Source organism: Streptomyces sp. NPDC038135, assembly GCF_055601245.1.
Window position 1 is genome coordinate 137,300 of record NZ_JBVJXS010000004.1, and the last position, 16,726, is coordinate 154,025.

Below are 16,726 nucleotides of genomic sequence, written 5' to 3' on the forward strand. Positions count from 1 at the left end.
TGGCTCTGGTTCGGTACGGGCCTTCGGCCCTTGGTGCTGCGGCGGCGGATGACCGGGGTCAGCCCGGTCCGGGGCTTCTCACCGGGCCGTCCTGCGTCGCGCGGGACGGCGGCCGCCGGTGCGCGGCGCGCTCTTCGCGGTCGTCCCGGACGCCCTCGCCTCGGCGCGGGCCCGCAGGTCGGCGAGGGAGGCTCCGGGCTCCCCGGCGATCTCGGCGAGCAGCCGTTCGTAGGTACGGGCCAGGTGCTCGGCGGTGTCCCGGGCGAACAGGTCGGTGCTGTACTCCAGGTAGCCGCCGAGGGCGTCACCGGTCTCCTGGACGACGAGGCTGAGGTCGTACCGGGCGGGTCCGGCGTCGGTGCGCACCTGGGTGACCGTCAGCTCGTCCGCGGCGCCGGAGCCGGCCGCCGTGTCCCAGGTCGGCAGCAGGTTGAACGCCGTCCGGAACAGCGGGGAGCCGCCCGGGTCCGGCTCGGGTTCCAGGGTGCGCACGAGGTCGGTGAAGGGCAGGTCCTTGCGCCCGTGGGCCTCGGTGGTCACCTGCTTGGCCTCGGCCAGCAGCTCGAGGAAGGTCCGCCGCCCGGTCACGTCCAGGCGCATCGGCAGCATGTTGACGAAGTAGCCGACGACGTCCTGCAGTTCGGCCCAGGGCCGGTTGGCGACCGGGGAGCCGATGACCAGTTCGCCGTCGTCGGTGCGGCCGCCGAGCAGCACGGCGAAGGCGGCCAGCAGCGTCATGTACGGGGTGGCACCGGCGTCCTGGCCGAGCCGCCTCAGCCTGCCGGCCACCTGCCGGGAGACCGTCAGGTCCACCGAGGAACCCTGGTACGTCTTCACCGGGCACCGCTCATAGTCGGTGCGCAGCGCGGGGCGGGCGGGCAGGCCGGCCAGCGCCCGCCGCCAGTGGTCGCGCTGCCGGTCGAGTTCCGCCGGGTCCACGGCGGTCCGCTGGCGGCGCGCGAAGTCGGCGTAGTCGAGGGACAGATCGGGCAGGGTCGCGTCCTGTCCCGTGGCGATCGCCCGGTAGAGGGCGAGCTGCTCGGTCAGGACGATGTTGACCGACCATCCGTCGAAGACGCCCCAGGGCCGGGTGAGGACGGCGACGTGCCGGTCCTCGGACATGGTGAGCAGGTGCGAGCGGAGCGGGTACGGGTCCTCCGGCGCGAAGGGCCGGGCCCGTTCGGCGCGCAGCCACTCGGTGAGCCCGGTCTCGTCGCGGGGACCGGGGGCCACGGTCACGGTGAAACCGTGACCGTCGTTCACGCGCTGGGTGACCGTGCCGTCGGCGCCGCGGTGATAGCTGGTCCGCAGGATCGCGTGCCGTTCCACCAGCGCGTGCACGCTGCGCACGAACGCGTCCCGGTCGAGGGGCCCGTCCAGCCGGAAGGCCAGCTGGACGTTGTCGTGGGCGGCGGACAGGTGCGCGGGCCGGTTCAGGAACCACAGGTCGCGCTGCTGGAGGGAGAGGGGGGCGTCGCCGGTCTCCGGGGTGGTGACGGTGTCCGAGGCGGTGCCGGTGTCCGAGGCGGCGGTGCCGGCCGGCGCGGCCGGTGCCGGCGTCCCGGGTGCCTCGGCGCCGGCGCCCACCGTCCCGAGCCCCTCTGTCCCGGCGCTCCCCGTCTCGTCGTGGCCGTCGGCGACCGCACGCCGTTCCTCCGCCGTGCTCGGCGACCCCGGAGCCGCGTCGGGGCTCTCGGGCCCCTCCAGCAGCGCGTCCAGCGCCGCCGCTATGCCGGCCATGCCCGACGCGGTGAAGATGGTCTGCAGCGGGAGGTCGGCGCCCGTCTCCTTCTTGATGCGCAGGGAGAGACGGGTGGCGAGGAGGGAGTGGCCACCGAGGTCGAAGAAGCTGTCGTGCAGGCCCACACGGCTGACGCCGAGGACCTCGCCGACGATGCGGCACAGGGTCCGCTCGGTGGCCGTGCGCGGCGCCACGTAAGCGTCGCGGGCCAGGTCGTGCTCGCTCGGGGCGGGCAGGGCCCCCCGGTCGACCTTGCCGTTGCGGTTGACCGGCAGCTCGTCCAGGACGACGAACGCGGTGGGCACCATGTAGTCGGGCAGCCGGGCCGCCAGGTACTCCTTCAGTTCCCGGGCGGGCGACGCCTCCGGACCCGCCTCCTCGCGCCACTCCCGGGACGGGCTGAGGTAGGCGACCAGCACGCGGGCGGCGCCGGAGCCGTGCGGCAGGACCACGGCGCGGTGCACCGCGGGGTGGGTGTGCAGATGGTTCTCGATCTCGCCCGGCTCCACCCGGAAGCCGCGGATCTTGACCTGGTCGTCGACCCGGCCCAGGTGCTCGATCAGCCCGTCGGACCGCCACTTGACCAGGTCGCCGGTGCGGTACATGCGGGTGCCCGGCGTGAAGGGGTTGGCGACGAACCGCTCGGCGGTCAGCCCGGGACGGCCGAGGAAGCCGCGGGCCAGCTGGTCACCGGCGATGTAGAGCTCGCCGGGCACCCCCTGCGGCAGCAGCCGCAGCGCCGAGTCGAGGACGTAGGCCTGGGTGTTGCACACCGGCGCGCCGATCGGCACCCGGACGGCGCCCGGCTCGACGGTGTACGGCGTCTCCAGGCCGAGGGCGCCGCCGACCTCGGTGGGCCCGCACAGGTTGTACAGATCCGTGCCGGGCAGGGCACGCGCCACGCGCTCGGCCAGCTCGACGGGCAGCGGTTCACCGGTGGCCTCCAGACGGACCAGGCCGGTGCAGTCGACGGCGGCCGGCTCGGAGAGGAACTCGGCGAGCATCGACGGCACGAAGTCGATGTCGGTGACGCGCCGGTCGCGGATGAGGTGAGCCAGGTACTCGGGGTCCTTCTGCCCGCCGGGCCGGGCGATGACGACGGTGCCGCCGACCTGGAGCGGCCAGAACAGCTCCTTGACGGAGACGTCGAAGCCGATCGAGGTCTTGAACACGATCCGGTCGTCCTCGCGCATGCGGTAGGCGCGCTGGTCCCAGTGCAGCCAGTTCATGCTCGCCCGGTGGGTGATCATCACGCCCTTGGGGCGGCCGGTCGTGCCGGAGGTGTAGAGCACGTACGCCGGGTTGTCGGCGTGCACGGGCACGTCCGGGTCGATGTCGGGCAGGCCCGCGGTGTCCGGCAGCTCCTCCAGCAGCAGCAGCGGGCGTCCGTCGTTGAGCATCTGCTCGCGGCGTTCGAGCGGCAGGTCCGGGTCCAGGGGCAGGTAGGCGGCGCCGGACTTGAGGATGCCGTAGATCGCGACGAACAGGTCGAAGGAGCGCTGCATGCTGACGGCGACCAGCTGCTCGGGTCCGGCGCCCCGCCCGGCCAGCCAGTGCGCGAGCCGGTTGGCGCGGGCGTCGAGCTCCGCGTACGACAGTTCGGCGTCCTCGAGGACCAGCGCGGTCAGGTCGGGGGTGCGGGCGACCTGGGCTGCGAAGGCGGCGGTGAGCGTCGGGGACGGCATCGGGGTGTCCGTGTCGTTCCACTCGGCCAGCAGGCGCCGGCGTTCGGCGGCGGGCAGGACGTCGATGTCGAGGGCCCGGGTGCCGGTGCCGTCGCCGTCGGCGAGGGCGGCGGTGATGCCCCGGAGGGCGGCCTCGACGTAGTCGGCGACGGAGTCCGCCGAGACCGAGTCGTCGGTCTGGAGGTCGAGGGAGAATTCGCTGCCGAAGTCGTCGAGGGAGACCGACAGCGGGTAGTTGATGCCGTCGGCGGCGGCGAGGAACCGCACGCCCCGGTCCTCGATGCGGACGGCGGCGGCCTCGCCGTGCCCGGGCTCGAAGTGCCGGAAGTTGCCGACCGCGCTGAACAGCGGTGCGTCGCCGTCGGTGCCGGCGCAGCGCTGGGCCAGGCCGAGCGGGGTGTGCTCGCGGGCGACCAGCTCCCTGAGGCCGGTGTCGACGTCGTCGATCAGCTCGCGCACGGTGCGTCCGGCGAGCCGGACCCTGAGCGGCAGCGTGTTGATGAAGTTGCCGAGCATCCGCTCGACGCCTTCGACGCCCTGGAGGCGCCCGGACATCACGGTGCCGAAGACGACGTCCTCGCGGCCGCTGCACGCGGCGACGACGCGGGCCCACGCGGCATGGAAGAGACACGCCGGGCTGAGCCGCAGCCGCTTGGCGTGGGCGCGCAACTCGCGGGTCAGGTCGTCGGGCAGCGAGCGGCGCAGCCGGGTGACCCCGCCGGTGTCGCCGTGCGTGTCGGACAGGCCGAACGGGAAGGTCGGTTCGGTGACGTCGCCGAGGACCCGGCGGAAGTAGTCCTCCGCGTCGCCGGCGGTCTGCTGGTGCAGGGCGTGGGCGACGAACTCGCGGTACGACGCCGGTGACGGCAGCAGGTCGGCGCGGTCGGCCATGTGCAGGGCCAGCTCCTGAAGCGTCAGCCGCAGCGAGGTGGCGTCCTCGATGAGGTGATGGGCGGTCAGGAGCAGGTAGCGGCGCTCGGAGTGCGGGTCCTCGGCGACGAGCAGGCGCAGCAGCGGCGCGTGCTCCAGGCTCATCCGCTCGGGACGCGCCAGCAGCTCCCTCGCCTGTTCCTCGGCGTCGCGGTCTGCGGCGAGCCGGATCCGCCGCACGGGCAGTGTCGCGGTGCGGTGCACCACCTGGACCGGTTCGGGCAGGCCGGCGGTGAGGACGGCGGTACGCATCACGTCGTGGCGGTCGACGATGCGCTGGAGCGCGTCGGTGAACCGGGCGCACGCCTGCTCGTCCTCGGCCCGGTAGAGGGTGGCGACGAGGTACGGGTCGTGGTCCGGGTCCATCAGATGGTGGAAGAGGATGCCCTCCTGCGTGGACAGCAGCGGGTACACGTCCTGCACGCCGGCCGCGCCGCCGGGCACGGCGGCCACGACGGTGTCGATCTGCTCCTGCGTGAGGTCGATCAGCGGAAGCAGGTCGGGCGTGAGGCGCTCGCAGCCGACCGGGATCGGGTTGGCCGGGACGGTGTGCGCGGGCGCGGCGCCGGTCCGGTCGATGCGCGCGGCGAGCTCGGCCAGCGTGGGTGCGGTGAAGACGTCCTGGACGGTGACGTGCAGGCCGCTGTCCTTCAGCCGGGCCACCAGCACCGTGATCATCAGTGAGTGGCCGCCGAGGGCGAAGAAGTTGTCGTCGGCGCTGATCCGGTCGGTGTCGAAGCCGAGCAGTCCGGCGAAGATCCCGGCCAGTGTGCGCTCGGTGCCGGTCGCGGGGGCGACGTGGGCGCGCCGGGTGAACGCCTCGATGCCGGGGGCGGGCAGGGCGCGGCGGTCGAGCTTGCCGTGCGCGGTCACGGGCAGGGCGTCGAGCGCGACGAAGGCACTCGGGACCATGTACTCGGGCAGGGTGCCCTCGAGGTGCCGGACCAGTTCGGTGCGGTGGCCGTCGAGGGCCTGTCCGGGTTCGAGGACGAGGTAGGCGACCAGACGCGGGCTGCCCGGCTGGTCCTCACGGACCAGGACCGCGGCGGAGCGGACGGCGGGGTGCTCGGCGAGGCGGTGCTCGATCTCGCCGGGCTCGATGCGGAAGCCGCGCAGTTTGACCTGGTCGTCGGCGCGTCCGAGGAACTCCAGGGCTCCGTCGTGCAGTCGGCGCACCAGGTCGCCGGTGCGGTACATGCGGGCGTCCGGGTCGTCGGCGAACGGGTTCGGCACGAACCGCTCGCGGGTCAGCTCGGGCTGGTGCAGATAGCCGCGGGCCAGTCCCACGCCCGCTATGTACAGCTCGCCGACACAGCCGACGCCCTGCGGTGCGAGGGCCTCGTCGAGCACGTGCAGCTGGATGTTCTGGATGGGCCGGCCGATGGGCACGACGCGGGGCGCCGGTCCGGCGGGGACGGTCCAGTGACTGACGTCGACGGCGGCCTCGGTCGGGCCGTAGAGGTTGTGCAGCGGCGCCGGGTGACGCTCGTGGTGGCGGGCGCACAGGTCCGGGGGCAGGGCCTCACCGCTGCAGAAGACCTGCCGCACGGTCGTGCACCGCGCCCAGCCGGGTTCCTCCACGATGCTGCGCAGCAGGGACGGCACGAAGTGCAGGGTGGTCACGCCGAAGTCCTGGACGGCGCGGACCAGGTAGGCGGGGTCGCGGTGGCCGCCGGGCGCGGCGACGGCGAGGCGGGCGCCGAAGAGCAGCGGCCAGAAGAACTCCCAGACGGACACGTCGAAGCTGTAGGGGGTCTTCTGCAGGACGACGTCGTCGCCGGTGAGCCGGTACTCGTTCTGCATCCACTCGATGCGGTTGACGGCGGCCCGGTGCTCGATCATCACACCCTTGGGCCTGCCGGTGGAGCCGGAGGTGTGGATGACGTACGCCAGATTGCCCGCGCCCACGCCGAGTCCGGCGGCGGGAAGGTTGTCGTCCCGATCCCCGGAGACGTCCTTGCCGTCCTGGTCGCGCAGGGTGCCGTCAGGGTGCAGGGCGAGCAGGTGGGCGGCGCCGCGCAGCGGCTCGGTGTCCAGGTGCGGCTGGGTGAGGATCACGTCGGCGCCGGTGCGCTCGACGAGGTCGGTGCGGCGGGCCGCGGGGTAGGAGGGCTCGATCGGCATGTAGGCGCCGCCGGCCTTCAGGGCGCCCAGGATGCCGGCGACCATTTCGGCGGAGCGCTCGGCGTGCAGACCGACCAGCGTGTCCGGTCCGACGCCGTGCCGACGCAGGCCGTGGGCGATGCGGTTGGCCCAGGCGTTGAGCTCGGCGTACGTCCAGGAGCGGTCGGCGGTGACCAGGGCGGTGAGCTCGGGGTGCCGGGCCACCCGGTCCTCGAACAGCTCGTGCAGGCAGCGGTCGTCGGTGAAGGGCCGCCCGGTGTCGTTGAACTCCTCCACCACCCGGCGGCGCTCCTCGTCGCCGACCATGGGGAGCCGGGACACGGGCAGCGCCGGGTCGTCGGCGACGGCGGCGAGCAGCCGTGTGTAGTGGCCGATGAAGCGCCGGACGGTTTCGCGGTCGTACAGGTCGGTGTTGTACTCGATCGTGCCGACCAGCCCGTCGGGGGTCTCCCGTACGTCGACGGTCAGGTCGAACTTGGTGAAGCTGAGATCGATGTCGACCGGGGAGACCGCCAGGTCGCCGAGGGTGACGTCCCTGCGGGTCTGCGCCTCCTGGAGGACGAACAGCGTCTGGAAGACGGGCGAGTGGGCGAGGCTGCGCTCGGCGCCGAGGGCGTCGACCACCACCTCGAAGGGCACGTCCTGGTGGTCGTACGCCTCCAGCGCGGTCTTCTTCACCCGGGCCAGCAGGTCGCCGAAGTCCGGGTCGTCCGCGAGGTCGGCGCGCATGACCAGGGTGTTGGCGAAGAAGCCGACCAGGTCCTCGAGTTCGCGCCGGCCGCGGTTGGCGACGACCGTGCCGACGGCGATGTCCGTCTCGCGGGTGTAGCGGCCGAGGACGGCCATGTAGGCCGCGAGCAGGGTCATGTAGAGCGTGGCCTCGTGGAACTTGGCCACCTCGCGCAGGGATCCCAGCAGGTCGGCCGGGCAGGTGAAGCTCTCACGGGCTCCCGCGTAGGTCTTCACGCGCGGGCGTTCCCGGTCGGTCGGCAGCGTCAGCCGCGGGTCGATCCCGGCCAGCTGCCGCTTCCAGTAGTCCGTCTGACGGTCGTGCAGGTCGCCGGCGAGCCGCTCCCGCTGCCAGTGCGCGTAATCCGCGTACTGCACGGGCAGCGGCTCCAGCGGGTCCGGGCGGCCCGCGGCGAACGCCTCGTACAGGGCGACGAGGTCGCGGAAGAAGACGCCGACCGACCAGCCGTCGGACACGCTGTGGTGGGTGGTGACGAGCAGGTGGTGCTCCGTCTCCGACCGGCGCAGCAGCCGTACCCGGATCAGCGGCCCGCGTTCCAGGTCGAACGGGGTGGCGGCCTCGTCGCGGCAGATCCCGGCGAGCCGGCCCGGGTCGGTCAGCTCCTCCTCGGCGACCGTGAAGTCGCCGCCGTCGCCGATGACCTGGTGCGGTACGCCGTCGCGGTCGGTGAACCGGGTGCGCAGCACCTCGTGCCGCTGGACGACCGCTTCCAGCGCGCGCAGCAGCGCGGGCCGGTCGAGGCGGCCGCTCAGCCGCATCGCCATCGGGATGTTGTAGGCGGCGCTGGTGCCGTCCAGTTGGGCGAGGAACCAGAGCCGCTGCTGGGCGAACGACAGCGGCACGGGTGTGCCGTCGGTCCGGGGCCGCCGGGGAACGGTCTCGAGCGCGGAGAGGTCGACGCCCTGCTTGCGCAGCAGCGCGATCAGGGCGCGCTGCCGCTTGCCCGGCAGGGACCGGATCCTGCGGATGAGGTCAAGGCTGGTGTCCTCACTGGTGGTTGCCATCGTCGTCCCCTGCCTCAGCTCTCGATGTCCAGCGCGTCCAGCTCCTCGTCGCTCATGTGCTCGACGAGGGCGATGCTTTCGAGGATCAGATCCAGCTCGCGGGTGCTCGCGTCCCCGGCCACCGGCAGGCGGGCGCCCAGTTCCCGGGTCATGTCGGAAAGGCGCGGTGCGTTGAAGACCGCTTCGGTCGGCAGCTCGACGCCCGCCCGCTCCTTGAGCAGGTTGATCAGCCGGGTGGCCAGCAACGAGTTGCCGCCGAGCGAGAAGAAGTCGGTCCGTGCGGTCAGCGTGGCCGCGTCGACCTGGAGGACGTCGGCCCAGGCCTGCGCCATGGTCTGTTCGGCGTCGGTGACGGCGCCGGCCGGCAGGGGGTCCGGTGCCGTCGTCGTCGGTGCGGCCGCCTGCGAGGCGTGTCCGACCCAGTAGCTGCCCGCCTCGAACGCGGTGGCCGGCAGGGGCACCATCCGGCGCCGCCCGGTGTGCAGCGCGCTCCAGGGCACCCGGGCCCCGCACACCCACAGGGCGGCCAGTTCCTCCAGGGCCCGGTCCTCGGCGAGCCCGGTGAGGAATGCCTCGCCGCGGGCGCCGGCCAGGACGGACGTCCAGGGTCCGGGGTCGTCGTCGGCGTTGCCCCGGTGTACGGGTACGGCCGTGGGGGTGCCCGCGAGGTGATCGGCGAGCGCCCGCGTCAGTGCGGCGCGGTCGGCGGCGACCACGGCGAGTCGCTCGGGCAGTGGCTCGCGGCCGAGCTGCGTGGTGTACGCGATGTCGGCGAGGCTCACGGTGCCGTCCTCGTCGGGCAGGGCCGCCAGGTGGTCGTGCAACCGCCGTACCGCAGCGGCCAGGCGTTCCTCGGTCCGGGCGGAGACCACGACGATCTGCGGCGCGGTGTCCGGGGTGGCGGCCGGGGCCTCCGCGGCGGCCGGCGGTGCTTCGACGACCATGCTGACGTGGCTGCCGCCCGCGGCGACGCAGTTGATGAGGGCGCGGCGGGGCTGGGACGGGCCGCCGGTGTCCGTGCCGCCGCGCGGCTCCCAGTCGGTCAGCCGGTCGCACAGTTCGAGCGGCGAACCGTCCAGGTCCAGGCGGGGGTTGGCGGCGCCGGCGGCGACGAGCGGTGCGATCCGGCCGTGCTGGAGCTGGAGCACGACCTTGGTGAGCTGGGCGATGCCGGAGGCCGCCTCGGGGTGGCCGAGGTTGGACTTGACGGCGCCGACCGGCACCGGGCGGGAGATCCCGGCGAACACCTCGCGCAGGGCGCGCAGTTCGATCTCGTCGGAGAACGCGGTGCCGTTGGCGGCGGACTCGACGTAGCCGATGGAGTCCGGTTCGGCACCGGCCCGCTCCAGTGCCCGGCGCATGGCGGCGACCTGGGTGCGGTGGCTGGGCGTCATGAAGCCGTTGGAGCGGCCTCCGTGCAGGGAGGACGTGCTCTTGATGACCGCGAGGACGGTGTCGCCGTCGCGCAGCGCCGCGTCCAGCGGTTTCAGCAGTACGGCGCCGACCGCCTCGGCGGGCAGGTAGCCGTCGCCGTCGCGGAAGCTGCGGCTGCCCGGGTGGGTGCCGAGCAGCCGCATCTCGGAGAGCGCGACGTACTTGTCCTCGTGCACGGTCAGGTTGACACCGCCCGCGACGGCCAGCTCGCACTCGCCGCGCAGCAGGTCGGCGCAGGCGAGGTGGACGGCCATCGCCGAGGAGGTGCACATGCTGTCCACGGCGAGGCTCGGGCCCTCGAGGCCGAAGAAGTGCGAGACGCGGTTGGCGATGAGGTTGTACGAGGCGGAGGAGGTGAGCGCCGCGAGCACCGGTTCGGACGCGTCGGCCCGGTACATCTGGTAGGCGGCGCCCACGTACACGCCCACGCGCCGGCCGTAGCGGCGCTCGATCACCTCCTGGGTGACGCCGCCCTGTTCCAGCAGGTGCCACACCGTCTCCAGGAACAGCCGCTGCTGGGGGTCCATGGCGGCGGCCTCGCGGGGCGAGATGCCGAAGTGCAGCGGGTCGAAGCGGTCGATGCCGTCGAGGAAGGCGCCGTACTGGCCGCCGTCGGTCTTCCAGCGGTCGGCGGGGACCTCGGTGACGCAGTCCCGGCCCTCGCGCAGCGCGGTCCAGAAGGCGTCCAGGTCGTCGGCGTGCGGGTAGCGTCCGCCGATGCCGACGACCGCGATGTCCTGGCCCGCCGCGGGCGCGACCGGGGTGCGGGCGGTGGCGTCGGCGGTGTTCGGCCGGGCCGTCTCGGCTGCGGTGTTCTGCGGCCGGGGGGCCTCGTGCGCCGGCTCGCCGACGAGTTCGCGCAGCGCCTGCGCGTGCTCGTCGCCGAGGTACCGCGCCAGCCCGCGCACCGTCCGCACCTCGAACAGCAGGGTGCGGGACAGGGGCCCGAAGGCGTCCTCCAGCGGCTGGACCATGGTCACGGCGAGCACGGAGTCCATGCCGTACCGCTCGAGCGGGGTGTCCGGGTCCAGGCGCTCGGGCCCGAGTTTGAGGGCGGAGGCCAGCACGCGCCTGAGGTGCGCCACGGCGCGGTCCTCCACCGACCGTGCGGATCCACCGCCGGCCGCCGTCACGGGAGCGGGGGCCTGCGGTGCCTTGGCCGTGGTGATCTGCGCGGGCGCGTTCTGCGGTGCGGCAGTCGGCGTTGCGGCGAACTGCGGTGCGGGAGCCTGCGGTGCCGTCTCCCCGGCGCGCTCCGTCAGCCGGCTCAGCAGCGCCTCGCGGCTGCCCGCGACCACCAGCAGCCTGCCGTCCGTGACGCCGCCCTCCGCGCCGGCCAGGGCCTGGTGCAGGACGGCGAGGCCGCGCTGCGTGTCGAGCGGGGCGAGGCCCAGGGCGCGCAACTGCTCGCGGACGGGGCCCTCGGCGCCCATGCCGCCCTCGTCCCACAGCGGCCAGTTGACGGACACGGTACGGCCGCTGCGCCGCCCGGCGCTCACGAGCCGCTCGCGGTGGCCGACGTAGGCGTCCATGAAGGCGTTGGCGGCGGCGTAGTCGCACTGCCCGGGGTTGCCGAACGCGCCGGCGAGGGACGAGAAGCAGACGAACAGCTCCAGCGGCTGTTCCTGGGTCAGTTCGTCCAGGTGGACGAGTCCCGTGACCTTGGGGGCGAGGACCCGGTCGAGTTCCCCGGGGCTCTTGCGGACGACGAAGTTGTCCTCGATCACCCCGGCGGCGTGCAGGACGCCGGTCAGCGGGCCGTGGTCCGCGGTCACCCGGGCCAGCAGGGCGCCGAGCGCGTCCCGGTCGGCGACGTCGACGCTCTCGTACTCGACGGTCAGGCCGGTGGTGCGCAGCTCCCTCAGCACCGCGCGCCGCTCGTCGGTCAGCGGCGAGCGCCCGGTGAGGATCACCGTGGCCTGCGCGACCGAGGCGGCGATGTCCCGCGCGAAGTGCAGCCCGAGCCCGCCCAGGCCGCCGGTGACGAGGTAGACGCCGTCCTCCCGCCAGGGCGCCGCGGCGGGCCGGGCGCCGGTGACCTCGGTGAGGCGGCGGACCTGGCGGCGGCCGTCGTGGTGGCGTACCTCCGGTTCCGGGTCGGCGGTGGCCTCGGCCGCGAGGCGGGCGGCGAGGGTGGCGGGCGACGCGCCGTCCAGGCACTCCAGGTACTGGGTGTGCAGCTTCGGGTTCTCCAGGTGGGCCGTGCGCAGCAGCGCGCCCAGACCACTGAAGCAGGCCAGTCGGTCGCTGTCGCCGACGGCCGCGACCTGAAGCAGCGTGGGCCGGCGCACGCCCTGCTCCAGCAGTCGCCGGGCCAGCGTGAAGACCTGCCGCACGGCGTCGGTGTACTGCCGGTCCAGCGGTGCGTCCGCCGGTTCGAGGAAGGTGCACCCGACCCCGGCGGGCAGCGCGGCCCGCAGGGTGTCGCGCGCGTCGGCGGCGAGGCCGAGCACCACGACGTGCCGTTCCGTGAAGGCGCCCGTCGCCCCGTTCGCGGCCTGCCGCTCGGCCCACTCGGGCCGCAGCAGCACCACGTCGGAGGCGGCCGGGGAGCCGGCGGCCGGCGCGGGCCGGTGCGGCGCGCCCGCGGTGTCGAGGTCGAACCAGCAGCGTTCGCGGGCGAACGGGTAACCGGGTAGGCCGATGCGCCGCACCGTGCCGCCGGCCGGCCAGGCGTCCTCCCAGCGCACGTCGGCGCCGCCGGCCCAGCGCGCGAGCAGGTCCTCGTACGCGCCCTGCCGCGTCCAGGCGTCCAGGGCGGTGCGCACCGCCGGGACGTCGGCGGGCCGGTCCGGGCGGACGGTGCCCCGGTACCAGGGGCCCGTCGCGCCCGGCTCGGCGGCGAAGGCGGCGAGCCGGGCGCGGGCTTCGGCCAGGCTGGTCGCGGCGAAGGCGAAGCGCTCCTCCAGCGCCAGGCGCCCGGTCTGGAGGGTCCAGGCGATCGCGGGCAGGTCCGCGTCGGCCGCCTCGCCGAGCCGGGCGTGCAGACGACGGGCCTGTTCGGCGAGTTGGCCCTCGCTCTTGGCGGAGAGCACCAGCAGCGCGGGGCGGCCATCGGCCGGGGCCTCGGCCGGGCGGGCCGGCGGCCGGTACTCGGCGATGACGACGTGGGCGTTGGAGCCGCCGCCGCCGAAGCTGGACACCCCGGCGATCCGGGGCAGGCTGCGGCCCTCCAGCACGGGGCGTCGCCACGGCTCCAGAGTCCGCTGGACGCGCAGCGGCGTGCGCTCGAAGTCGATGTGCGGGTTGAGCGCCGTGGAGTGGAGGCTGGGCACCAGTTCGCCGTGACGCATCTGGAGCAGCACCTTGGTGACGGCGGCGATGCCGGCGGCGGACTCCAGGTGCCCGATGTTGGACTTCACGGAGCCGATGGCGAGCCGTTCGGGCGCCCCGCCCGTGCGGCTGAACGCCCGCTCAAGGCCGCTGACTTCGATCGGGTCGCCCAGGGCGGTGCCGGTGCCGTGGGCCTCCAGGTAGCTCAGGGCGCGCGGGTCGACGCCGGCTGCGGCGAGCGCGTCGGCGATGACCTCGCCCTGGGCGACGGGGGTCGGCACCGAGTAGCCGGAGGTGCGTCCCCCGTGGTTCACCGCGGTGCCCTTGATCACCCCGAGGATCCGGTCGCCGTCGGCGACGGCCCGCTCCAGCGGCTTGAGGAGCACGGCGCCGACGCCCTCGCCGGGCACGTAGCCGTCGCCGCCCTCGCCGAAGCTGCGGCACCGGCCGTCGCTGGACAGGAACTTGCGCTGCCCCAGCACCAGGTGCTTGTTCGGGTGCGGGGTGAGGTTGACGCCGCCCGCGAGCGCGGTGTCGCACTGACCGCTGCGGATGGCCTCGCAGGCCAGGTGGATGGCGGTCAGGGAGGAGGAGCACATGGTGTCCACGGCCATGCTCGGCCCGTGGAAGTCGTAGAAGTACGACACCCGGTTGGCGACCGTGGAGGCGCTGCCCCACAGGGCCGCGGGCTCGCCGCGCTCCTGCGCCTGGGCGCCGAGAAGCTGGTACTCCTGGTACATCACGCCGACGAAGACGCCGACCTTCGCGCCGCGCGAGAGCCGGTCGGGCGTGTATCCGGCGTCCTCCAGGGTGTGGTGGGCGCACTGCAGGAACAGCCGCTCCTGCGGGTCGAGGTGGTCGGCCTCCAGCAGCGATATCTGGAAGAACAGCGGGTCGAACCGGTCGATGTCGTCCAGGAAGCCGCCCCAGCCGCCGGCACCGGCCTCGGCGTACCGACCCTGGTTCCAGCGGTCGGCGGGGACCTCCCGTACGCAGTCGCGGCCCGCGCGCAGGTTCTGCCAGAACTCGTCCAGGTCGGCGGCCTCGGGGTAGCGGCCGCCCACGCCGATGATCGCGATGTCACCGGGGCGCACGGCTTCGGGCTCGGGACGTACGGCCTCGGGCTCGGCCGGCGTCTCGACGGCGGGCAGCGGACGGCTGGAGAGCCCGGTCAGCTCCGCGCACACGCGGCCCTGTTCGTCCATGACGGTGACGTCCAGCCGGGCGGAGGCCCGGTCGGTGCCGCTGCCGGGCTGGTGGCGGATCCAGGCGTACGCCCGGGAGGGCGAGTCGGCCAGGGCCTCGGCGCGGGTGAGCGCGAACGGCAGGGCGAGCGTCGCCGAACCGCCGTCGCCCAGCCACAGGCCGATGGTGGCCTGGAGGGCGCCGTCGAGGATGCTCGGGTGCATGAGGCCGCCGTGCAGCGGTTCGGCCGCCTCCGGCAGGCGCAGCTCGGCGAGAACCTGGCGGCGGCCCTCCGCGTCCCTGCCGGTGCGCAGCTCCGTCAGGGACCGCTGGGAGGGGCCGTACTGCAGGCCGAGGCCGCCGTACAGGCCGTAGACGTGCTCGCCGGTGTACGGCGCCTCGGTGCACGCGGCCCGCAGCGCGGCGAGGGGCAGGGTGCGCCGGGTGGTGTCCCCGGCGAGGCTAGCCCGGCCCTGGCCGCACAGAGTGGTGGCACCGTCGGGTCTTACGGCGAGGATCTCGTACGCACAGCCCTCGCCGCCGGTGCGCACGCGCACGCGCAGCGTCAGTCCGTCCGGGCCGTGCACGGCGGCCCGCAGCCACACCACGTCGGTCAGCCGGACGGCGGCGGTGTCCTCCCTGCCCAGCGCCCGGGCGACCGCCGCGCGCGCCATCTCCAGATGCGCGACCCCGGGCAGCACCCGGCCGCCGCGGACCTGATGGTCCCGCAGATACGGTTCCGAGCCGTCGAAGAGCGTCTCGTACGTCGCCTCGTCCGCCCCGCCGCCGGGCAGGGTCCGCTGGAGCAGGGGGTGGGCCCGCGGGGCGGTGGTGTTCCGGAAGGGGGCCTGCGGGACGGCGGTGCCCGGCGCGGCGCCCCGGGCACCGGGTGTGTCCGACACGCCGTGAACGCCGACGAGGTGGGTCGCCAGGGCGTGCAGCGTGCGGTGCTCGCCGAAGACGCCCGGAGTCAGCGCCAGCCCGTACCGCTCGTTCACCCGCTCGACGAGCCGCGCGCGTCCGCCCAGGTCCAGCCCGAACTCGCCGAGCTCCGCGTCGGGGTGCACATCGTCCTGGTGCACCCCGAGAAGGGCCGCCACGTCTTCGGCGAGGGCGGTGCGCACGACGGAAAGGGCCTCGGGGGTGCCGTGGGCGTGCGGGACGTGGGCCGTGTCGGCCGGAACCCCGGCGGCGGGAGCCGACGCGGGGGCCGGCGGGACGGGGGTGGCTGGTGCGGCGGACGCGGGGGCGACCGGTGCGGGAGCAGCCGATACGGCGGGCATGAATGCGACCGGTGTGGGGGCGACCGGCGCGGCAGGCGTGGAGACGACCGGTGGGGCGGGCGCGGGGGCGACGGGTGCGGCGGGCGCTGCCGCGAGGGCACCCGCGGGCAGTTGCGGCTCCAGCCACGCCGCCAGTTCCTCGATCGTCCGGTGCTCGAACATCACCGTCGGCGACAACTCCACCGACAGGCGCTCCTCCAACTCCGCCACCAACGACAGAAGATCGGCCGATCCCAAGCCCAACTCGTAGTACCCCAGGCCCACGTCCACCGCGTCCACGGGCACACCCAGCCGAGCCCCCACCAGCTCCCGCAACACGGCCGAGACCGGCCGGGCATCCGCCACCGGGTCAGGAGCAGGCGCAGGAGCAGGAGCAGGAGTGGGTGTAGGAGCGACGGCTGCGGGCGGCGCGGCGGGAGCGTCGCCGCGGACGTCGAGCGCGTCGGCCGCGCGGATGCGCTTGGCGACGAACTCCCCCACCTCGGCGACCTTCTGGCCGGTGTGGTCGTAGAACTCCACGACCAGTCGTATGAGTTCGTCGTCGCGGCGCACGGAGTCGGCGGGCACGCGGACGTAACAGCGCCCACCGAGGGGTCCGGCCGCGCGGAAGCGGTCGAACATCAGCGGGAGATAGAGGCCGGGGCCGTCGTTGTCCCCGTGCAGCATGCCGAGGGCGACACCGCCGCCGAGGAGCCCGGCTTCGAAGAGGGCGGGGTGGAACAGGAACGCGCCGGTGGTGGCCTGGTGCTCGGGGGCGAGTTCCAGCTCGGCGATCCAGTCGCCGGGACGGTGGTGGACCGCACCGCCGAGCTTCATCAGACCCGAGTGGAACAGGTCGTACTCCCGGCACCAGGTGTAGATCTCGTCCATCGTGGTGCGCCGGGTCGCTCCCTGAACGGGCAGCGGGAGCCGCTCCGTGAAGGCGACGGGGCCGCGGTGGTGGGCGGTGACGACGGCGTGCAGCACGTCGGTGGTGTCCTGGGCGCGGCGGCTGCGCACCTCGACGCGCCATCCCCCGCCGGCCGCGGGGCGGCCCTCGACGGTGGTCAGGACGGCCTCACCCGGCCCGGCGACGAGCGGCGCGAGGATCGTGAGGTTGCGCAGCTCCACCTCGGGCATGGGGTGTCCGTGCCGGGCCAGCACCTGGAGCGCCAGGTCCACGTAGCCGACACCGGGCATGAGGCTGCGACCGTACACGACGTGCCCGCGCAACAGGGGGTTGTCGGCGGTGACGGTGAAGGTCTCGGTGAACGTGGGCGATTCGGTCATCGGTTTTCCGTCCCAGGAAAGGCGCGCGAGGGTGCCCGAATGCGCGT

General features: G+C 74.1%; 2 protein-coding genes. Both read right to left on the reverse strand.

Features of this window, described 5'->3' with window-relative positions; genetic code table 11:
* Positions 1 to 78: 78 nt before the first annotated feature.
* The gene (locus ACZ7JA_RS12265) at positions 79 to 8,235 is read right to left on the reverse strand and encodes an amino acid adenylation domain-containing protein (RefSeq protein WP_470808031.1); all 8,157 of its coding nucleotides are present in this window, start codon (positions 8,233 to 8,235) and stop codon (positions 79 to 81) included.
* A 14-nt stretch (positions 8,236 to 8,249) separates the two neighbouring features.
* Positions 8,250 to 16,679 (reverse strand): SDR family NAD(P)-dependent oxidoreductase, encoded by an 8,430-nt coding sequence (locus ACZ7JA_RS12270; protein WP_470808032.1) that lies wholly within the window; start codon positions 16,677 to 16,679, stop codon positions 8,250 to 8,252.
* Between the last annotated feature and the right edge of the window lie 47 nt (positions 16,680 to 16,726).

Coding starts and splice junctions, on each gene's coding strand:
- ACZ7JA_RS12265 (WP_470808031.1), bottom strand. CDS start 8,235: ATGGCAACCACCAGTGAGGACACCAGCCTTGACCTCATCCGCAGGATC.
- ACZ7JA_RS12270 (WP_470808032.1), bottom strand. CDS start 16,679: ATGACCGAATCGCCCACGTTCACCGAGACCTTCACCGTCACCGCCGAC.